This is a genomic window from Stutzerimonas sp. FeSN7 (genome assembly GCF_030263795.1).
Lineage (GTDB): Bacteria > Pseudomonadota > Gammaproteobacteria > Pseudomonadales > Pseudomonadaceae > Stutzerimonas > Stutzerimonas stutzeri.
Map to the genome: position 1 here is coordinate 737,758 of NZ_JARPMN010000001.1, position 19,292 is coordinate 757,049.

General features: G+C 63.7%; 17 protein-coding genes. 7 read left to right on the forward strand and 10 right to left on the reverse strand.

Annotated features, from left to right (window positions below):
• Positions 1-24 precede the first annotated feature (24 nt).
• The 7 genes from nusA to P5703_RS03380 all read left to right on the forward strand — a co-directional run bounded on the left by nusA (position 25) and on the right by P5703_RS03380 (position 8,755).
• A complete protein-coding gene (nusA, locus tag P5703_RS03350) occupies positions 25-1,506 on the forward strand; it encodes a transcription termination factor NusA (RefSeq protein ID WP_011914373.1) in 1,482 nt (493 codons plus the stop codon).
• Between the two features lie 28 nt (positions 1,507-1,534).
• Positions 1,535-4,048: a translation initiation factor IF-2 gene (infB, locus tag P5703_RS03355; protein WP_011914372.1), complete on the forward strand. Its 2,514-nt coding sequence runs from the start codon at positions 1,535-1,537 to the stop codon at positions 4,046-4,048.
• 102 nt (positions 4,049-4,150) lie between these two features.
• A complete protein-coding gene (gene rbfA, locus P5703_RS03360) occupies positions 4,151-4,540 on the forward strand; it encodes a 30S ribosome-binding factor RbfA (RefSeq protein ID WP_011914371.1) in 390 nt (129 codons plus the stop codon).
• Between the two features lie 2 nt (positions 4,541-4,542).
• On the forward strand, positions 4,543-5,460 hold the full coding sequence (truB, locus tag P5703_RS03365) for a tRNA pseudouridine(55) synthase TruB (RefSeq protein ID WP_279641884.1): 918 nt from the start codon (positions 4,543-4,545) through the stop codon (positions 5,458-5,460).
• A gap of 115 nt (positions 5,461-5,575) precedes the next feature.
• A complete protein-coding gene (rpsO, locus tag P5703_RS03370; protein WP_011914369.1) occupies positions 5,576-5,845 on the forward strand; it encodes a 30S ribosomal protein S15 in 270 nt (89 codons plus the stop codon).
• A 167-nt stretch (positions 5,846-6,012) separates the two neighbouring features.
• Entirely contained in the window at positions 6,013-8,118 is a 2,106-nt protein-coding gene (gene pnp / locus P5703_RS03375; RefSeq protein WP_061373065.1) for a polyribonucleotide nucleotidyltransferase, read from the forward strand.
• Between the two features lie 271 nt (positions 8,119-8,389).
• A complete protein-coding gene (locus P5703_RS03380; protein WP_011914367.1) occupies positions 8,390-8,755 on the forward strand; it encodes a BON domain-containing protein in 366 nt (121 codons plus the stop codon).
• A 66-nt stretch (positions 8,756-8,821) separates the two neighbouring features.
• On the opposite strand, the gene P5703_RS03385 is transcribed toward P5703_RS03380, so the two are convergent.
• The 10 genes from P5703_RS03385 to folK form a co-directional block, all read right to left on the reverse strand.
• Positions 8,822-9,130 carry a DUF2845 domain-containing protein gene (locus P5703_RS03385; RefSeq protein WP_011914366.1) on the reverse strand — a complete coding sequence of 103 codons (309 nt, stop codon included), beginning with the start codon at positions 9,128-9,130 and terminating at the stop codon, positions 8,822-8,824.
• Between the two features lie 17 nt (positions 9,131-9,147).
• Positions 9,148-9,444, reverse strand: coding sequence for a DUF2845 domain-containing protein (locus P5703_RS03390; RefSeq protein ID WP_017245560.1), 297 nt, complete (start codon positions 9,442-9,444; stop codon positions 9,148-9,150).
• Positions 9,444-12,332, reverse strand: coding sequence for a DUF748 domain-containing protein (locus P5703_RS03395; RefSeq protein ID WP_279641883.1), 2,889 nt, complete (start codon positions 12,330-12,332; stop codon positions 9,444-9,446). Before P5703_RS03395 ends, P5703_RS03390 begins: the two co-directional genes overlap by 1 nt.
• An 85-nt stretch (positions 12,333-12,417) precedes the next feature.
• Positions 12,418-13,434 carry a class I SAM-dependent rRNA methyltransferase gene (locus P5703_RS03400; protein ID WP_049341062.1) on the reverse strand — a complete coding sequence of 339 codons (1,017 nt, stop codon included), beginning with the start codon at positions 13,432-13,434 and terminating at the stop codon, positions 12,418-12,420.
• A 61-nt stretch (positions 13,435-13,495) separates the two neighbouring features.
• The gene (locus P5703_RS03405; RefSeq protein ID WP_279641882.1) at positions 13,496-14,371 is read right to left on the reverse strand and encodes an oxygenase MpaB family protein; all 876 of its coding nucleotides are present in this window, start codon (positions 14,369-14,371) and stop codon (positions 13,496-13,498) included.
• 128 nt (positions 14,372-14,499) lie between these two features.
• Positions 14,500-16,164 carry a glucose-6-phosphate isomerase gene (gene pgi / locus P5703_RS03410; RefSeq protein ID WP_013983866.1) on the reverse strand — a complete coding sequence of 555 codons (1,665 nt, stop codon included), beginning with the start codon at positions 16,162-16,164 and terminating at the stop codon, positions 14,500-14,502.
• Between the two features lie 352 nt (positions 16,165-16,516).
• The gene (gene panD / locus P5703_RS03415) at positions 16,517-16,897 is read right to left on the reverse strand and encodes an aspartate 1-decarboxylase (protein WP_014597581.1); all 381 of its coding nucleotides are present in this window, start codon (positions 16,895-16,897) and stop codon (positions 16,517-16,519) included.
• Between the two features lie 83 nt (positions 16,898-16,980).
• On the reverse strand, positions 16,981-17,841 hold the full coding sequence (gene panC, locus P5703_RS03420) for a pantoate--beta-alanine ligase (protein ID WP_125876451.1): 861 nt from the start codon (positions 17,839-17,841) through the stop codon (positions 16,981-16,983).
• Positions 17,838-18,638 (reverse strand): 3-methyl-2-oxobutanoate hydroxymethyltransferase, encoded by an 801-nt coding sequence (gene panB, locus P5703_RS03425; protein ID WP_013983864.1) that lies wholly within the window; start codon positions 18,636-18,638, stop codon positions 17,838-17,840. Before panB ends, panC begins: the two co-directional genes overlap by 4 nt.
• 126 nt (positions 18,639-18,764) lie before the next feature.
• On the reverse strand, positions 18,765-19,292 hold the full coding sequence (folK, locus tag P5703_RS03430) for a 2-amino-4-hydroxy-6-hydroxymethyldihydropteridine diphosphokinase (RefSeq protein ID WP_014597580.1): 528 nt from the start codon (positions 19,290-19,292) through the stop codon (positions 18,765-18,767).

Consider the following 19,292-nt stretch of genomic DNA (forward strand, 5'->3'; position numbering starts at 1 on the left):
GGATTGCGAAAGGCGAGGCGTACGATGAGCAAAGAAGTACTGCTGGTTGTGGAGTCGGTGTCCAATGAAAAGGGCGTACCGGCAAGTGTGATTTTCGAGGCGCTGGAGCTGGCGTTGGCCACGGCTACCAAGAAGCGCTACGAGGACGATGTTGATCTGCGTGTGGAAATCAATCGCCACAACGGCAGCTACGAAACCTTCCGTCGTTGGACGGTCGTCGACGATGAGCACTTCGAGGACCCGGCTCACCAGCTGGCGCTCGATCAGGCTCAGGAACGCAATCCGGACGCCAAGCTCGGTGACGTGTTCGAAGAAAAGATCGAGTCCATCGAGTTCGGCCGGATCGCGGCGCAGACCGCCAAGCAGGTCATCGTGCAGAAGGTGCGTGAGGCCGAGCGCGCTCAGGTCGTTGAGGCCTATCGCGACCGCGTCGGCGAGATCATTTCCGGTACGGTGAAGAAGGTCACCCGTGACAGCGTCATCGTCGACCTCGGTAACAACGCCGAGGCCCTGCTGGCCCGTGAAGACATCATTGCCCGCGAGACTTTCCGGGTTGGCGCCCGCGTTCGTGCGCTGCTCAAGGAAATCCGCACCGAGAACCGCGGCCCGCAGCTGATCCTGTCGCGTACTGCGCCGCAGATGCTGATCGAGCTGTTCCGCATCGAGGTGCCGGAGATCGCCGAAGGCCTGATCGAAGTGATGGGCGCCTCGCGGGATCCGGGCTCGCGCGCCAAGATTGCCGTGCGCTCCAAGGACAAGCGAATCGATCCCCAGGGCGCTTGCATCGGCATGCGTGGTTCGCGCGTGCAGGCGGTATCGGGAGAGATCGGTGGCGAGCGCGTCGATATCGTGCTGTGGGACGAGAACCCGGCACAGTTCGTTATCAATGCCATGGCGCCGGCGGAAGTCGCGGCGATCATCGTCGACGAAGACGCGCATGCCATGGATATCGCAGTCGCTGAGGACAACCTGGCCCAAGCCATCGGGCGCGGCGGTCAGAACGTGCGCCTGGCCAGTCAGCTGACCGGCTGGACACTCAATGTCATGACCGAAGCGGATATCCAGGCCAAGCAGCAGGAAGAGACCGGCGACATTTTGCGCAACTTCATCGAAGAGCTGGACGTGGATGAAGAGCTGGCGCAGGTCCTGGTGGAAGAGGGCTTCACCTCCCTCGAAGAGATTGCCTACGTCCCCATGGAGGAAATGCTTGGCATCGAAGGCTTCGACGAGGACATCGTCAATGAGCTGCGTACGCGGGCCAAAGATCGCCTGCTGACCAAGGCCATCGCCAACGAAGAGAAGCTGGCGGATGCTCAGCCGGCTGAAGATCTGCTGGCACTCGATGGCATGGATAAAGAACTGGCGGTCGAGTTGGCCGTGCGGGGCGTCATCACCCGCGAAGACCTGGCCGAGCAGTCGATCGACGACCTGCTCGACATAGACGGCATCGATGAAGAACGTGCCGGCAAGCTGATCATGGCCGCCCGAGCCCATTGGTTCGAGTAAGTATTTAGCGGCCTGAGGAGAGAAATGCATGACGCAAGTCACGGTGAAAGAACTGGCCCAGGTGGTCGACACACCGGTCGAGCGACTGCTTCAGCAGATGCGTGAGGCAGGACTGTCGCACACCAGCGCCGAGCAAGTAGTGACCGATAACGAGAAGCAGGCCCTGTTGGCGCATCTGAAAAGCAGCCATGGGGCAAAGGTGGACGAGCCGCGCAAGATCACATTGCAGCGCAAGACCACCACCAAGTTGAAAGTGGGCGGCAGCAAGACCATCAGCGTCGAAGTTCGCAAGAAGAAGACCTTCGTCAAGCGTAGCGCCGAGGAGATCGAGGCCGAACAGCGCCGCGAACTCGAGGAGCAGCGTGCTGCCGAAGAGGCTGCCCGTCTGAAGGCCGAGCAAGAGGCTCGCGAGCGTGCCGAAGAAGAGGCGCGTCGCCAGGCCGAAGCGGCCAAGGCCCAGACTGCCGAAACGGCTGCTCCGGCCGCTGCCGAGTCGGCGTCGAGCGCCGAGCCGGCGCAGGTAGTGGCGGCGGTAGAAGCTGCTGCACCTGCCCCGGAGCGCAAGAAGGAAGAGCCGCGGCGCGTCGAGAAACCTCGCAGCGATGACGACGAGCGTCGTGATCGCAAGCATGCGCAGCATCGTCCCTCGCTCAAGACCAAGGCGCCGTTGGCGCGTACCGTACGTAGCGGTGAAGACGAAGCCGATGGCTTCCGTCGCGGGGGCCGTGGTGGCAAGAGCAAGCTCAAGAAGCGTAACCAGCATGGGTTCCAGAGCCCAACAGGACCAGTCGTGCGTGAAGTGTCGATCGGCGAGACCATCACTGTGGCCGAACTGGCCCAGCAGATGTCGGTGAAAGCGGCCGAAGTCATCAAGTTCATGTTCAAGATGGGTTCGCCGGTCACCATCAACCAGGTGCTGGATCAGGAGACCGCTCAACTGGTCGCCGAAGAACTGGGCCACAAGGTCAAGCTGGTCAGCGACAACGCGCTGGAAGAACAGCTGGCCGAGCTGCTGAAGTTCGAAGGCGAGTCGGTCGCCCGTGCGCCGGTCGTGACCGTCATGGGTCACGTCGACCATGGCAAGACCTCGCTGCTCGACTACATTCGTCGTGCCAAGGTGGCGGTCGGCGAAGCCGGTGGTATCACCCAGCACATCGGTGCCTATCACGTCGAGACCGAGCGTGGCATGGTCACTTTCCTTGATACCCCGGGCCACGCGGCGTTTACCGCCATGCGTGCACGCGGCGCCAAGGCCACCGATATCGTGATTCTGGTCGTGGCCGCCGACGACGGCGTCATGCCGCAGACCCAGGAAGCGGTGCAGCACGCCAAGGCGGCGGGTGTTCCGATCGTGGTCGCGGTGAACAAGATCGACAAGCCGGAAGCCAACCCGGACAACATCAAGAACGGCCTGGCCGCACTGGATGTGATTCCGGAAGAGTGGGGCGGCGATACACCGTTCATCCCGGTTTCCGCCAAGGTCGGTACCGGTGTCGACGAGCTGCTCGAAGCGGTGCTGCTGCAGGCCGAGATTCTTGAACTGAAGGCAACGCCTTCGGCTCCGGGTCGCGGTGTGGTGGTCGAATCGCGCCTGGACAAGGGGCGTGGCCCGGTCGCCACCGTCCTGGTTCAGGACGGTACGCTGCGCCAGGGTGATATGGTCCTGTGTGGTGTGAACTTCGGCCGCGTGCGGGCCATGCTCGACGAGAATGGCAAGCCGGTGAAGGAAGCCGGTCCGGCCATTCCGGTGGAGATTCTCGGTCTGGACGGTACGCCGGAAGCCGGTGACGACCTCACCGTGGTCGCCGACGAGAAGAAGGCCCGCGAAGTCGCCTTGTTCCGTCAGGGCAAGTTCCGCGAAGTGAAGCTGGCCCGTGCTCACGCCGGCAAGCTCGAGAACATCTTCGAGACCATGGGTCAGGACGAGAAGAAGACGCTCAACATCGTGCTCAAGGCCGACGTGCGTGGTTCGCTCGAAGCGCTGCAAGGGTCGCTCAACGGCCTGGGCAACGACGAGGTGCAGGTGCGCGTGGTCGGTGGCGGTGTCGGTGGTATCACCGAATCCGATGCCAACCTGGCACTGGCGTCCAATGCGGTGCTGTTCGGCTTCAACGTTCGTGCCGATGCCGGCGCGCGCAAGATCGTCGAGGCCGAAGGCCTGGACATGCGCTACTACAACGTCATCTACGACATCATCGAGGACGTCAAGAAGGCGCTCACCGGTATGCTCGGCAGTGACGTTCGCGAGAACATCCTCGGCATCGCCGAAGTGCGTGACGTGTTCCGTTCGCCGAAGTTCGGCGCAATCGCCGGTTGCATGGTCACCGAGGGCATGGTGCACCGCAATCGTCCGATCCGGGTGCTGCGCGACGACGTCGTGATCTTCGAAGGCGAACTGGAATCGCTGCGCCGCTTCAAGGATGACGTCGCGGAAGTCCGCGCCGGCATGGAATGCGGTATCGGCGTGAAGAGCTACAACGACGTCAAGGTCGGCGACAAGATCGAAGTGTTCGAGAAGGTCGAAGTGGCGCGTTCGCTGTAAGCAAGCGTCAATCTGAAAGCTGGGAGCAAGGAGTCGGTGGTCGCCTGGGTGCGGTTACTGCTTCGAGCTTCCAGCTTTCGGCTTTTAATCGGGTAGAAATTTATGGCCAAAGAATTCAGTCGTACCCAGCGTATCGGCGATCAGATGCAGCGCGAATTGGCGCTGCTTATCCAGCGTGAGATCAAGGATCCGCGTCTGGGCCTGATTACCATCACCGCGGTCGACGTCAGTCGCGATCTGTCCCATGCAAAGATCTTCATCACCATCATGGGGCAAGACGACGATCAGGAAGCAATCAAGGGCAACCTGCGCATCCTCAACGATGCTGCCGGATTCCTGCGGATGCAGCTGGGCAAGAGCATGAAGTTGCGCACTGTTCCGCAGCTGCATTTCAACTACGACGCCAGCATCCGTCGCGGTGTCGAGCTGAGCTCGCTGATCGAACGGGCGGTTGCCGAAGATCGCAAGCACAGCGACGAGCGCGGAGAATAAGCGTGGCCCAGGTCAAGCGTGTACGTCGCGACGTCAGCGGCATCATCCTGCTCGACAAGCCGCGCGGGTTCACTTCCAACGCTGCGCTGCAGAAGGTTCGCTGGCTGCTCAATGCTGAAAAGGCCGGCCATACCGGCAGCCTCGATCCATTGGCGACAGGAGTGTTGCCGTTGTGTTTCGGCGAGGCCACCAAGTTCTCGCAGTATCTCCTGGATGCGGACAAGGCCTACGAAACGGTCATGCAGCTCGGCGTGACCACTACCACCGCCGATGCCGAAGGCGAGCTGCTGGAACGCAAGCCGGTCGCGGTGACGCGCGAGCAGCTGGAGGCGCTGTTGCCGCAGTTCCGTGGCGACATCCTGCAGGTGCCGCCGATGTATTCGGCGCTCAAGCGCGACGGCCAGCCGCTGTACAAACTGGCGCGTGCCGGAGAGGTGGTGGAGCGCGAGCCGCGTTCTGTTAATATTGCGCGCTTGGAGTTGCTCGCGCTCGAAGGCGACAAGGCTCGCCTGGCCGTCGCCTGTAGCAAGGGCACCTATATCCGCACGCTGGTCGAGGATCTAGGCCAGCAGCTTGGCTGCGGCGCGCATGTCGCTGAACTGCGGCGCACCCAGGCCGGTCCGTTCGACCTGTCGCAGACGGTGACGCTCGAAACGCTTGAGCGTTTGCATGGCGAAGGTGGTGCCGAGGCGCTGGATGCCCTTCTGCAACCGGTGGACAGCGGATTGGAGCATTGGCCGCTGCTGCAGCTTTCCGAGCACAGCGCCTACTACTGGCTGCACGGGCAACCGGTGCGGGCACCGGAGGCACCGAAGTACGGCATGGTGCGCGTACAGGATAACAACGGCCGCTTCATCGGTATCGGTGAGGTGAGCGAAGACGGGCGTATTGCGCCGCGTCGACTGATTCGGTCGGAATGACCGGTACGCAGCGCGTTCGCGCGTTGCGTCAGAGGGTGGCTGTCAGCAGGCACGGTCATGCCTCTTTATTAAACACGGGGTCAATCCCCGGCCTGTTCACTCAAGGAGCCCTACCATGGCACTGAGCGTTGAAGAAAAAGCCCAGATCGTTAACGAGTACAAGCAAGCTGAAGGCGATACCGGTTCTCCGGAAGTGCAGGTAGCCCTGCTGACCGCCAACATCAACAAGCTGCAGGACCACTTCAAGGCCAACGGCAAAGATCACCACTCCCGTCGTGGTCTGATCCGCATGGTCAACCAGCGTCGCAAGCTGCTGGATTACCTGAAGGGTAAGGACACCACTCGTTACAGCGCCCTGATCGGTCGTCTGGGTCTGCGTCGCTAAGACGCACCCGAGCTGGAAGCCGGAAGCTGGAAGCCTGAAGTTGAAAGGCGGGACAACCCGCGCAATCAGCTTCGGTCTTCCAGCTTTCGGCTTTCTTGCAGGTCGCTTCGGGCCGACTCCCGTGCGTTCTGCCGATTTCCCCAAGGCAACAAAGAGAAGGAAAAACCGTGAATCCGGTAATCAAGAAGTTTCAGTTCGGTCAGTCGACCGTAACCCTCGAGACGGGTCGCATCGCCCGCCAGGCCTCTGGCGCCGTGCTGGTCACCGTCGATGACGACGTCAGCGTGCTGGTCACCGTGGTCGGTGCCAAGACCGCCGATCCGAGCAAGGGGTTCTTCCCGCTCTCCGTGCATTACCAGGAGAAGACGTACGCTGCGGGCAAGATCCCCGGCGGCTTCTTCAAGCGTGAGGCACGTCCTTCCGAGAAGGAAACCCTGACCTCGCGTCTGATCGATCGCCCGATCCGTCCGCTGTTCCCGGAAGGCTTCCAGAACGAAGTGCAGGTCATCTGCACCGTGGTCTCCACCAGCAAGAAGACCGATCCGGACATCGCCGCGATGATCGGTACTTCGGCTGCGCTGGCCGTTTCCGGTATTCCGTTCGACGGCCCCATCGGCGCCGCGCGCGTGGCCTTCCATCCGGAAACCGGCTACCTGCTGAACCCGAACTACGAGCAGCTCAAGGCCTCCAGCCTGGACATGGTCGTGGCCGGCACCAAGGACGCCGTGCTGATGGTCGAGTCGGAAGCCAAGGAGCTGACCGAAGACCAGATGCTGGGCGCTGTGCTGTTCGCCCATGACGAGTTCCAGGCCGTGATCAAGGCCGTGGAAGAACTCGCCGCCGAAGCCGGCAAGCCGCGCTGGGACTGGACTGCTCCGCAGGCCAACACCGCGCTGCTGGATGCCATCCGCAGCGAGTTCGGTGCCGCCATCTCCGAAGCCTATACCATCACCATCAAGCAGCAGCGCTATGCCCGTCTGGACGAGCTGCGCGAGCAGGTCGTGGCCAAGTTCTCCGGTGAGGAAGGTCAGCCTTCCGCCGGCGAAGTGAAGGATGCCTTCGGCGAGATCGAATACCGCACCGTGCGCGAGAACATCGTCAACGGCAAACCGCGTATCGACGGTCGCGACACCCGTACCGTGCGTCCGCTGGCCATCGAAGTCGGCGTGCTGGACAAGACCCACGGCTCGGCACTGTTCACCCGTGGCGAAACCCAGGCGCTGGTCGTCGCCACCCTCGGTACCGCACGCGACGCTCAGCTGCTGGATACCCTGGAAGGCGAGAAGAAAGATGCCTTCATGCTGCACTACAACTTCCCGCCCTATTCGGTCGGCGAGTGCGGTCGCATGGGCGCTACCGGGCGCCGCGAGATCGGCCATGGCCGTCTGGCCCGTCGTGGCGTCGCCGCCATGCTGCCGAGTGCCGACGAGTTCCCGTACACCATTCGCGTGGTGTCGGAGATCACCGAATCCAACGGCTCCAGCTCCATGGCGTCGGTCTGCGGTGCCTCGCTGGCGCTGATGGATGCCGGTGTACCGATGAAGGCGCCGGTTGCCGGTATCGCCATGGGTCTGGTCAAGGAAGGTGAGAAGTTCGCAGTCCTGACCGACATCCTGGGTGACGAAGATCATCTGGGCGACATGGACTTCAAGGTGGCCGGTACTGCCAAGGGCGTGACCGCTCTGCAGATGGACATCAAGATCCAGGGCATCACCGAAGAGATCATGGAGATCGCCCTGGGCCAGGCCCTGGAAGCGCGTCTGAACATCCTTGGCCAGATGAACCAGGTCATTGCCCAGTCGCGCAGCGAGCTGTCGGCCAACGCACCGACCATGCTGGCGATGAAGATCGATCAGGACAAGATCCGCGACGTGATCGGCAAGGGTGGCGCCACCATTCGTGCGATCTGTGAAGAGACCAAGGCTTCGATCGATATCGAAGACGACGGCTCGATCAAGATCTTCGGCGAAACCAAGGAAGCGGCCGAGGCGGCCAAGCAGCGCGTGCTGAGCATCACGGCCGAAGCCGAGATCGGCAAGATTTACGTCGGCAAGGTTGAGCGCATCGTCGACTTCGGTGCCTTCGTCAACATCCTGCCGGGCAAGGATGGCCTGGTGCACATCTCGCAGATCAGCGATCAGCGCATCGAGAAAGTCACCGATGTGCTGAAAGAAGGTCAGGAAGTGAAGGTGCTGGTGCTGGACGTGGATAACCGCGGCCGCATCAAACTGTCCATCAAGGACGTGGCTGCAGCGGAAGCCTCGGGCGTCTGAGGCAAGCTGGCAGTCAACAGAAAGGGCCCTCTGGGCCCTTTTTGTTTGCCTGTTCGCCGCGTGTCCGCAGCTCCGCCCGATATTGCAAGTTGCAAGCAGCGCCACGCGCAAACTTGCATTGTGCAAGTCGTCGGGGTTTTCGCTTATCTATAAGTAATTGATTTTTAAAAGAAAAAAATATGTGACAGAGTTGGCACACCGCTTGCGCTGTTATCTGTGCATCTGAGGCCGGAGTCATGCCCCAGAAATCACGAGAACAGGAGTGACATCTATGAAGACTACTCAGACCCTTACCGCCGCCGCCATTGCCGCCGCACTCAGCCTGCCTTTCGCAGGTGCTGCGCTGGCCGACACGCCTGCAATCGACAAGACCGACACCGTCATGCTCGCTGCCAATACCATGGACGACGCAGGGGACGCTGCCTCCGATACCTGGATCACCACCAAGGTGAAGTCCACGCTGCTGGCTGAAGACGCCACCCCCGGCATGGATATCGAAGTAGAGACCAAGGATGGCGTGGTTTCGCTGTCCGGGACCGTAGCCACTGAAGCCGAAAAAGAAGCCGCCATTGCCAAAGCCAAGGGCATCAAAGGCGTCCGTGATGTCGCTGCAGACGGTCTGAAGACCGCCGAGTGACGTCGCTGCCCGCCACTGGCGGGCGCCGCGAATCGAAGAACCCCGCTATTGGCGGGGTTTTTTACGTTAGCCTCCCCGGCGGCTGCCGATCTGCCGCAGTCGGTTACCCTCGAAGCGCAGAAAATGCAGCATCCCATTGTTCGGCCCGTAGACCCATTCCTCGACGGCCACCTCCTGTCGATAGCCGTATTCGTCAAGCACTTCCTTGTAGCCCAGCTGGGCGCTGCTGGCTGGCTCGCCGCATTTGGCGAGCACTTCCGCCGTGGTCGCATCGAGGCTCACCAGGCGGCTGTTGCAGCGATAGGTAGAGGATGCCTGGGCATGCAGGCTGCCCAGCAACAGGCAGAGCAGCAGGGGCAATGCGCGACGATGCATCGGTGCCTCCAGGTGCTTCAATTGGCACGGCGGGTTTCGATGCGAACCAGGCGGTTCCCTTCGAATGTCAGGATGCTGAGCATACCGTTGCGTGGTCCATAGACCCATTCTTCCAATCTGAATTCCTGCCGGTCGTTCCGGCTGAGGCTGTAGCCGACCAGATCGCGGTGTTGCGGCACGCCGCACTTGCGTTCGACCTCGAACGCGCGGTCGCCGGTGGTGACCAACTGGCTGCCGCAGCGCAGTGTGTCGGCCTGGGCATTGGCGGCAGCGATCAGCAGGACAGCAGCACCGAGGCGGTAGTACAGGTTCATCAGTCGCTCCCCAGATGCAGTACGGTCGCTACCTGGCCATTATCCGCCTCTTCAGTCGTTCCGGTGTCCAGCAGGTACACGCGCTCGGACTCCAGGCCCGCGTCGACCAGGTAGCCCTTGATCGCGGCGGCCCGCTCGCGGCTCAGACGGCGTAGCAGGGCGGCATTGTCAGACCAGGAGTCGATCACCGCCTGGCGCATCCGCTCGGCGCGTTGTTCATCGTCCAACTCCTTCCACTCGGCTGGCGGCTGCTGATTGAGCCGGCTGCGATAGATGCCTTCCAGCAACGGCGCTTCATCGCTCGTTTCGATGCGAATCTCCGACGGGTCTGGCGGAACCTTGTCGCCACGACGCTGCAGGATGCGGTACTGGGTTTCCCGAAACTCCTGCTGCAACCGCTGCTCGGCCAGCATCGGGCCATCGATGGCGGCGTTAGCCATGCCTTCAACCTCAAGCCGCAGGGCCGGGCGCTCCACCAGTGCCGCGGCCAGCGTATCCAGTGTCTTGCGCGCGTTGCCGTCCAGCTCGCTGCTGGCGCCTGCAAAGGCGACGTGGCTGAGGTCGGCATCGCCACCCCCGGCCAGGCCGGCGATGAACTTGAACGGCGCCTGGGCCGCCCGCACCACCAGGTTGCGCAGCGTCTGCCAGACGATCGGCATGACGCTGAACTCGGGATCGTTCAGGTTGCCCTGAACCGGCAGCTCGATGGAAATGGTGCCCTTGCTGTCCTTGAGCAAGGCCACCGCCAGGCGAACGGGCAGGTCCACGGCATCGGGACTGTCGACCTTTTCGCCGAGCTGCAGCTGCTCCAGCACCACCTTGTTCTCGGCGTTCAGCCGTCCCTGCTCGATCCGGTAATGCAGATCCAGATTGAGGCGGCCCTTGCGGATGCGGTAGCCGGCGAACTTGCCGGAATACGGCGTGAGCGTGGTCAGCTCGACCTGGCGGAAGCTGGTGGCGATGTCCAGGCTCTGCAGCGGATCGAATGGCGTCAGACTGCCCTTGATGCTCACCGGCGCGTACTGGTCCACCTTGCCGGCGATGTTCACCGAGGCGGCTTTTTGCTCGCGATTGCTCAGGACACCGATGTCACCATTGAGTGACTGGATGGCGGTTACGAACGGCGGGCGCAGGCTGAAGTCGGCGAAGTTGGCCGAACCGTCGGCGATGTTGATCCCGCCGATGCGGATGGCCAGCGGTTCCGCGGCCTGCTGCTCGGATGCGTCCTGGGCAGCCGGTTCGTCACGCTTGACCAGCAGGTCGTTGAGGTTGGTACTCAGATCCGGGTTGACGACGAAGCGCGCGTACGGCTGGCGCAGATCGATCCGCTCGATGTCCAGGCTGCGCGGATGCTGGTAGTCCAGGCCGCTGAGCTGCAATCGCTGCCACTTCACGAAGTCGCGGTTGTTGATGGTGTCGAGCGTATGCAGCTGGGTCGCATCGACGCTGCCGCGTACGCTGAAGGCCAACGGCTCGGTACCCTGCCGGTCGACCTGTAGTTCGCTGCTGAGCATGCCGCTGCGCAGCTCCAGGCTCACCAGCGGGCTCAGGTAGGCCTGGGCGATGCGCAGGTCGATATCGCGGGTAGTTACCGCCAGCTGACCGCTGATCGGGTTGAGTTGTAGCTGCCCCTGGGCCTGGAACGCTCCCTGCCTGCCGACCCCGGTGTCCAGCTTCAGCGAAAAGGGGCGAGTTGCGAGGCTGTCGAAATCGCTGATGTCCAGGTTCAGCGGGCCGAGCTCGAGCTGGACCTCGTCGTCCGGCACGCGATCGGCCAGGTGCACGCGGTAATCGCGCAGCTGGGCATCCTGCAGCAAGACCTGCCACGGTTCGCCGGCTGTCTGGGTTTCGCTGTCCGCGATCTGCTCGTCAGCATTCGACGGGCTCGGGCCCGCGGCGAACAGTTTCTGCCAGTCCAGCTCGCCATCGGCCGCGCGGGCGGCCCAGGTTTCCAGATGGCGGCTGCGCAGTTTGCCGATACTGACCTGACGCCTGGCCAGGTCCAGCGTGGTTTCGCTCAGCTCGAGCCGCTCCAGGCGAACCAGCTTGCGCCCGTCCGGGCTGTCGAGGGCCAGCGGGGCCACGGCGGCCTGGGCGCTGTCCAGTGTCAGGGCCAGGCCGTCGCTGAGGTCGAGGTGGTAGCGGGTACTCAGGTCGATACTGCCCTCTCGAAGAACCAGTGGCGCCGCGTCGCGCACATACGGCCAGAAGTCCTTCAGCGGCAGTTTGCTGACCTGCAGTTGGCCGCGCGAGGCCAGCGGTTGCACGTTGAGGTCGCCTTGCCAGTCGATGCGTCCGCCGCTTGCACCTGTGGCGGTGAGGCGGGCGTCGGCGCTGCCGTCCGTGCGGGTGGCAAGGTTGTGCAGCTCGAGATCCAGCGAGTCGTAGACCAGCTCGATGGGCTCACTTGGGCGCCGATCACGGAAGGCGAGGTGTCCGCGCGCCAGTTGCAACTGGTCGATACGCAGCGGGAAGAGTTCGCGCTCGTCGTCGGCAGATGGCGGCGTTTCGGGGACATCGAACAGCTGGCCGAGGTTCAGGGTGCCGTCCTCGGCGAAGCGTACCTCGGCGTGCGGCGCTACCAGCTGTACGGCGGCCAGGTGCAGCGTGCGTTGCCAGAGGCTGTTCCACTGCAGGTCGAGGTAGAGTCGCTCGAAGGCCAGCTGGCGATCGTCCTGCGCGCCGATGCGCAGGTCGAACAGGGTGAGTTCGAGGCTGAAGGGATTGAATTCGATGCGCTGCAGGCTGGCCGGTACGGTGGCGTAGTTGGCCAATTGCTGATTGGCGATGCGCTGGGCGATACCCGGCAGGATCAGGAAGCCAAGCAGGCTGTAGCAGATCAGCACGAGCGCCACGCCGGTGAACGCTCGCTTCATTCCATTGGGCATGACCGGAAGTATTCCTGGCGGATGGATGCCTTGGAGTATGGCATGGCCAGGCGGTTCCCCGAATCGAGCGATACCGGCAATGCGCTCAAAGCCGCAGAATCAAGGTCTTGAGTGGGGGCAGCCCGTCATGGGAAGGGAAGTCCGCCGCCGGAGCTAGCACTTGCCATTCACGTACCGGCCGGCCCGCCTTGTCGGCGCAACGCAGCACCTGCGTCCGCCATTCGTCCATCGGCACCTTCGCCAGGTTGTTGCAACAGATCAGCACGCCGCCTTCGGCGGTGGTCAGCAATGCCGGTTTCAGCAGGCTCTGGTAGTCGCGCAGCAGGTCCACCGTGCCGAAGGCGCTGCGTGCCCAGGCCGGAGGGTCGAGCAGTACCAGATCGAACTGGCGTTGCTCGAGGCGAGGGTAGTCGGGCAGGGCGCGGCCGCGCCTGGAAGCCACCGGCAGTCCGGCGAGTTGGCGGATCGCGGGGAAATAGTCGGAGCGGACGAAGCGCATCGGTGCCAGCGCCGGGTTCAGTGCTGCATTCTCCCTGCCCACGGCGAGGTTGCGCTCGGCGAAGTCGAGGTTCCAGACATCCCGGGCGCCACCCGCCGCAGCGCAGAGCCCGACGCCGCAGGTATAGGAAAACAGGTTGAGCACCGACTTTCCGGCACTGTGTTGCTTGACCCAGCCGCGAGCGTTGCGCAGGTCGAGGAACAGCAGCGGGTCCTGGCCGTCGTGGCGCCCGCGTACGCGGTAGGCGAGCCCCCATTCATGACCGACCTGATCGGCCAGCGCGGCGGCGTCCGGCTGGTACGCCGCGTGGCTGCGGTCGATGCGCGAGTTGCCCTGCGAGCGGTCGTTGTAGACGAGCTGCAGCGGCAGTTCGAGCGAGTCCATGGCCAGCTCATGGATGCGCAGCAACGCATCCGCTGCAAGCGTCTGGTGAAAGCTCTGCACCATTAGCTGCGGCCCGTAGCGATCCACCGTCAGGCCGGCAGCGCCTTCCTGGCTGCCATGGAACAGGCGGTAGCAATCGGTGCCCTGCTGGTGCAGCTGGTCGAGCAGTGGGCGGCGGCGATCGAAGGCGGCGCGCAGCGCCTGGTCTGGAGAGGGCATGCGCGCGGCTCGAAAAAGGAGGGCGCGCAGTCTAGCAAGAAATACGGCGCGATAATCGCTGCTAGCGTGGTGGCAGGCCCATGCGACGGCGCGCGCGGTGCACCGAGGCACTGCGCACCGCCCAGCGCAGCACCGGCGCCGTACGGCGTACCCCGCTGCGAATCAGCTGGCGACGGGTGTCGCTCAGCGGTGGGCCGAACATTGCTGAGGCCCATTCCGGCAGCAGTTCGATACCGGCATGTAGCATCAGCGTGCCGAACGGCCGCAGCAGTGGGCTCGGCGCCGGAGCGGTGCGCAGTATCTGCAGAATCTCCAGCGCGCGCGCGTCGATCTGCAGCTGCGGACGGAGGCGTTCGAGGTACGTCTCGACCTCGGTGCGCGAACGTGGCACACCTTCTGCGCCGAGGCGCTCGGCGATCAGCGCGACTTCGGCGTAGTAACGATCCTGGTCGGCTGTGCTGAGGTCAGGGTCGCGGTAACGCAGGTGCGACTTGAGGAAACTGCTGACCTCGGCGACGTGCACCCAGGTCAGCAGCTCGGGGTCGTAAGCGGCATAGGCTCGGCCATCCGGCGCCGTGCCGGTCACGCTCAGGTGGATGCGTCGTACCCGTTCGATCAGGCGCTCGGCATCAGCATGGCTGCCGATGGTGGTGGCGGAAATGAACTGCCCGGTGCGCCGCAGTCGGCCGAGCAGGTCCTCGCGGAAGTTCGAATGATCCCATACCCCGGCCAGGGCCAGCGGGTGCAGGGCCTGCAGCAGCAACGCGGAGATTCCGCCAACCATCATCGAGGTGAAATCACCATGCACGCGCCAGCAGATCGAATCGGGACCGAAGAGCCCGGGGTCGCCCGGCGGGTTCTCGTAGTCCACCCCGCCGATGGCCAGGCCGGTGAGGCTGAGCACGCGTGCTTCGATAGGGCGACGGATGAATTCCATGGTGACGGCGCTGCAGGCTTGGGAGCTGGCGATGTTACCCGATCAGGCGCCGACGGCCGCGGGCAGGGCAGGGTGCACGCGACGGAAGGGGACCGGACGCTGCAGCAGCGTCCGGTCAGCAGGTGCGTTCAACCGCGATGACGGCCGCGGAAGAAGTCGATCAGGCCCTGAGTCGAGGCGTCTTCTGCCGGCGCCGCATCGAAGCGGGTCATCTGGTTGTAAACGGCCTTGCCCAGCTCCTTGCCCAGCTCGACACCCCACTGGTCGAAGGAGTTGATGCCCCAGATCACGCCCTGGACGAAGACCTTGTGCTCGTACAGCGCGATGAGTGCGCCGAGACGGCCGGGGCTGATGGTTTCCATCACCAGGGTGTTGCTCGGTCGGTTGCCCGGAATCACCTTGTGCGGCGCCAGGCGCTGGACTTCGGCCTCGCTCAGGCCCTTGGCACGCAGTTCGGCTTCGGCTTCTTCGCGGGTCTTGCCGAGCATCAGCGCCTGGCTCTGCGACAGGCAGTTGGCATAGAGCCATTCGTGGTGATCGGCTACCGGATTGTGACTGACAACCGGCACGATGAAGTCGGCTGGAATCAGCGGCGTGCCCTGGTGCAACAGCTGATGGTAGGCGTGCTGGCCATTGGCACCGACACCGCCCCAGATCACCGGCCCGGTGCTGCAGGACACTGGCGTGCCATCCTGGCGCACGCTCTTGCCGTTGGATTCCATGTCCATCTGCTGCAGGTGTTTGACGAAGTTGCGCAGGTAGTGGTCGTAGGGCAGGAAGGCGTAGCTCTGCGCGCCCCAGAAGTTGTGGTACCAGATGCCGAGCATCGCCAGCAGCACCGGCATGTTGCTTTCGAACGGCTCGCTGAGGAAATGCTGGTCCATGCTGTAGGCGCCGGAGAGCAGGTCCTTGAAGTTGGACATGCCGATGGCCAGGGCGATGGGCAGGCCGATCGCCGACCACAGCGAGTAACGCCCGCCGACCCAGTCCCACATGGGGAAGATGTTCTTCTCGCGAATGCCGAAGTCGACGGCCGCCTGCTTGTTGCTGGTTACGGCGATGAAGTGGCGGTAGAGCTTTTCCTCAGTGCCGCCCTTGCCCAGGTACCAGTTGCGGGCCGCCTGGGCGTTCTTCAGCGTCTCGAGGGTGCCGAAGGTCTTGCTGGAGATGATGAACAGCGTGGTCTCGACATTCAGCTTGGCGGTCACCTCGCGGAATTCGCTGCCGTCGATGTTGGCCAGGTAGTGCGTCCGCACGCCGTGCTGGGTGAACGGCAGCAGCGCCTCGGAGACCAGCTGTGGGCCGAGGAACGAGCCACCGATGCCGATGTTCACGACGTCGGTGATGGTCTTGTCGCTGAAGCCGCGCCACAGGTTGTTGTGGATGCGGGTGACGATGTCGGTCATCTGCGCCAGGGCGGTGTGCACGTCGCGCATGATGTTCTTGCCGTCGACCATCACCGAGTCGCCCATGGGACGGCGCAGGGCCGTGTGCAGCACCGGGCGATTCTCCGATGCATTGATCCGTTCGCCCTCGAACATGGCGCGGGCGGCCTGCTCGACGCCGGCCTCGCGGGCCAGGTTGACCAGCAGGGTGCGGGTCTGCGGGGTGATGAGGTTCTTCGAATAGTCGAGGAACAGGCCGCTGCAGGAAACCGACAGGTCATCGAAGCGCGTCGGGTCGGCCTTGAAGGCCTCGCGCATGCTGAAGTGCTGCATGGCCAGGCGGTGTTCTTCCAGGGCCTTCCAGGACGGCAGGCCGGTGACATCGAGCGGATGCTGGTAATAGCTCATGGTGATGCGGCTTCCTTTGCTTTGACAGACCGCTGAACCCCGGGAATTCGCGCAGCGAGCGCGCCATGATTGCCTCGGGATTCAGTGATGTGTATGACCGTGCGGGCACGCCGGCACTCGTTCCTGAATGCTGCGGATGCTGGCCGAACCCGGCTTTCACCGAGCCGGTGAGGCACATCCTATGCCATCAGAGACAGCTCAGACAGGGAAAACCCCTGCTGCGTTCCGGGCTTTCGCCGTCTATTCTGCCCGCGCTCATGCCGCATCCCAACCGCTGTCGCCCAGCCCCAACGAAAAAGCCCGAAGTGCGGAACACTTCGGGCTTGGATTCAATGCAGGCGTGGTGCCGGGCTCAGGCCACCTGCACCGGAATGGCATTGCTGGTATGGCTCAGTTCGCCGTCGGCGCCCATGTAGAGCACATGGGGTTTGAAGTTGGCCAGCTCGGCTTCGCTGTAGTGCGCATAGGCACAGATGATAAGGCGATGACCGACGCCGGCCTTGTGGGCGGCGGCGCCATTGACCGAGATGATCTTGGAGCCTTCCTCGCCGCGGATGGCGTAGGTGGTGAAGCGTTCGCCGTTGTCGACGTTGTAGATCTGGATCTGTTCGTATTCACGGATACCGGCCAGGTCCAGCCACTCGCCGTCGATGGCGCAGGATCCTTCATAGTCGAGCACCGAGTGGGTTACCTGGGCGCGGTGCAGTTTGGCCTTGAGCATGATGGCGTGCATGGCGGGGTCCTCCGGGTGCGCAAGCGGCGCAGAGTGTGCCCGAAGCCTCGAACGCGATCAAGGCTGCAGGCAATTGGCAGCGATCAGGCCGATGTGCGGAGGTCGACCAGCAGGTTGTCGATCAGCCGCGTCTTGCCCAGATAGGCCGCCGCGAGAATGACCAACTCGCTGGAGGCGTCGGTGACAGGCTGCAGATCGATGGCATTGCGGATGTCCAGGTAGTCTGGACGCAGGCCGGCGTTGCGCAGCGCATCCAGACCTTCGTCGATCAGCGCGGGAAGGTCCCGACGACCGCCCTGGAGCGCATCCCTGAGCTGGTTCAGCGTGCGATAGAGGACAGGCGCCGTGGCACGCTCGTCGGCGCTCAGGTAACCGTTGCGCGAGGACAGTGCCAGGCCGTCGTCGGCCCGCACGGTCGGTTCGGAGAGGATCTGCACCGGCATGTTCAGGTCGCGCACCATGGTGCGGATCACCGCCAGCTGCTGGAAATCCTTCTGGCCGAACACGGCGAGGTCCGGCAGGACCATGTTGAACAGCTTGCTCACCACCGTGGAGACGCCGTCGAAATGACCGGGGCGACTGCCGCCGCAGAGGCCTTCGGATACGCCGGGTACGCGCACGATGGTCTGGTTGGCCTGGCCGTGGGGGTACATCTCCTCCACGCTGGGCGCGAAGAGCAGGTGGCAGCCGGCGTCGAACAGCTTTTCCTGGTCCGCCGCGAGCGTACGCGGGTAGTTGTCCAGGTCCTCGTTGGGACCGAACTGCAGCGGATTGACGAAGATGCTGGCGACCACGAAGTCGGCGCGCTGGCCGGCTTTCTTAACCAGCGCGATATGACCGGCGTGGAGGTTGCCCATGGTCGGCACGAAACCGATGCGTTTGCCTTCGCCGCGCGCGCGGGCGACCGCGGCGCGCAGGTCGGCGATGGTCTTGACGACGTTCATGCGGAGAAACCGTGTTCGGCTGCGGGGAATTCGACGGCCTTGACCGCCTTGACGTAGCCGGCGATGGCCGCGGGGATGTCGCCGTGCTCGCGCATGAAGTTCTTCACGAACTTCGGCACGCGGCCGCTGAGCGACAGTCCCAGCATGTCATGCAGGACCAGCACCTGGCCGTCGGTATCGCTGCCGGCGCCGATGCCGATCACCGGGATCTGCACGGCACGGGTAATGCGTGCGGCCAGTTCGCTGGGGACGCATTCGAGCAGCAGCATGGCGGCGCCGGCTGCTTCCAGCGACTTGGCGTCCTCCAGCATCTGCTGTGCCTGGGCTTCTTCGCGCCCCTGCACCTTGTAGCCGCCGAACAGATTGACCGCCTGCGGGGTCAGCCCCATATGCGCGCACACCGGGATGCCGCGGTCGGCCAGCAGGCGGATCGACTCGGCCAGCCAGGCGGTGCCCTCGAGCTTGATCATGTGGGCGCCGGCCTGCATCAGCAGCGCCGAATTGTTCAGGGTCTGCTCGGTGGTCGCGTTGGCCATGAACGGCAGGTCGGCGACGATCATCGCGCCGCGGTTGCCACGCTTGACGCTGGCAGTGTGGTAGGCCATATCGGCGACGGTGACCGGCAGGGTGCTGTCGTGACCTTGCAGGACCATGCCGAGCGAGTCGCCGATCAGCAGCATCTCGACGCCTGCATCGCAGGCCGTCTTGGCGAAGGTGGCGTCATAGCAGGTGAGCATGACGATCTTCTCGCCCTTCTGCTTGAGCCCTTGCAGCGTGGTCAGGGTTACGTCTGGCATGAATGCCGTCCTCTTCGAGCCTCGGAGGTCAGGATTGCCGGGCGGTGCACCGGAAGGGTGCTACGGCCGCAGGTGGCAGAGGGCGCTTATAGTCCCGGCGGCGGCAGAGTAAGTCAATCGCGAGTGTTACCTGCGCGTTACGTTCGTTACCGCGTCGGTGACACTCGTATTGACGAGCCGCTCCAGCCCGCGGAACGGGCAGGCCGCGAGCAGGTCGACGAGCCGTCGCCCATCGGCCAGCACCAGCTCCGGCGGAGCGATCTCGGCCAGCGGGTAGAGCACGAACGCCCGAGCCTGCATGTGATAGTGCGGAACCTGGAGGCGCGGCTGGTCGATCAGTCGCTCGCCGAACAGCAGGATATCCAGGTCCAGGGTGCGCGGGCCCCAGCGTTCGGCCTTGCGTTCACGGCCCTGCGCCAGTTCGATGCGCTGCAGGGCATCGAGCAGCGCCAGCGGCTCGAGGTCGGTCTCCAGTGCCACAACCGCGTTGACGTAGCGTGGCTGGTCGGCGGGCCCGAGCGGGTCGCTGGCATAGAGGGAGGAGACTGCAGCCAGCCTGCTACCTGGCAGCTCGGCCAGCGCCTGCAGAGCACCACGCAGCTGCTGCTGGGGATCGGCCAGGTTGCTGCCCAGGCCGATGTATACGCGCTCCAT

Bases quoted from the DNA above. Each gene is read 5' to 3' on its own strand.
- nusA (WP_011914373.1), top strand. From the start codon at position 25: ATGAGCAAAGAAGTACTGCTGGTTGTGGAGTCGGTGTCCAATGAAAAG.
- infB (WP_011914372.1), top strand. From the start codon at position 1,535: ATGACGCAAGTCACGGTGAAAGAACTGGCCCAGGTGGTCGACACACCG.
- rbfA (WP_011914371.1), top strand. From the start codon at position 4,151: ATGGCCAAAGAATTCAGTCGTACCCAGCGTATCGGCGATCAGATGCAG.
- rpsO (WP_011914369.1), top strand. From the start codon at position 5,576: ATGGCACTGAGCGTTGAAGAAAAAGCCCAGATCGTTAACGAGTACAAG.
- P5703_RS03380 (WP_011914367.1), top strand. From the start codon at position 8,390: ATGAAGACTACTCAGACCCTTACCGCCGCCGCCATTGCCGCCGCACTC.
- P5703_RS03385 (WP_011914366.1), bottom strand. From the start codon at position 9,130: ATGCATCGTCGCGCATTGCCCCTGCTGCTCTGCCTGTTGCTGGGCAGC.
- P5703_RS03390 (WP_017245560.1), bottom strand. From the start codon at position 9,444: ATGAACCTGTACTACCGCCTCGGTGCTGCTGTCCTGCTGATCGCTGCC.
- P5703_RS03395 (WP_279641883.1), bottom strand. From the start codon at position 12,332: ATGCCCAATGGAATGAAGCGAGCGTTCACCGGCGTGGCGCTCGTGCTG.
- P5703_RS03400 (WP_049341062.1), bottom strand. From the start codon at position 13,434: ATGCCCTCTCCAGACCAGGCGCTGCGCGCCGCCTTCGATCGCCGCCGC.
- P5703_RS03405 (WP_279641882.1), bottom strand. From the start codon at position 14,371: ATGGAATTCATCCGTCGCCCTATCGAAGCACGCGTGCTCAGCCTCACC.
- pgi (WP_013983866.1), bottom strand. From the start codon at position 16,164: ATGAGCTATTACCAGCATCCGCTCGATGTCACCGGCCTGCCGTCCTGG.
- panD (WP_014597581.1), bottom strand. From the start codon at position 16,897: ATGCACGCCATCATGCTCAAGGCCAAACTGCACCGCGCCCAGGTAACC.
- panC (WP_125876451.1), bottom strand. From the start codon at position 17,841: ATGAACGTCGTCAAGACCATCGCCGACCTGCGCGCCGCGGTCGCCCGC.
- panB (WP_013983864.1), bottom strand. From the start codon at position 18,638: ATGCCAGACGTAACCCTGACCACGCTGCAAGGGCTCAAGCAGAAGGGC.
- folK (WP_014597580.1), bottom strand. From the start codon at position 19,292: ATGGAGCGCGTATACATCGGCCTGGGCAGCAACCTGGCCGATCCCCAG.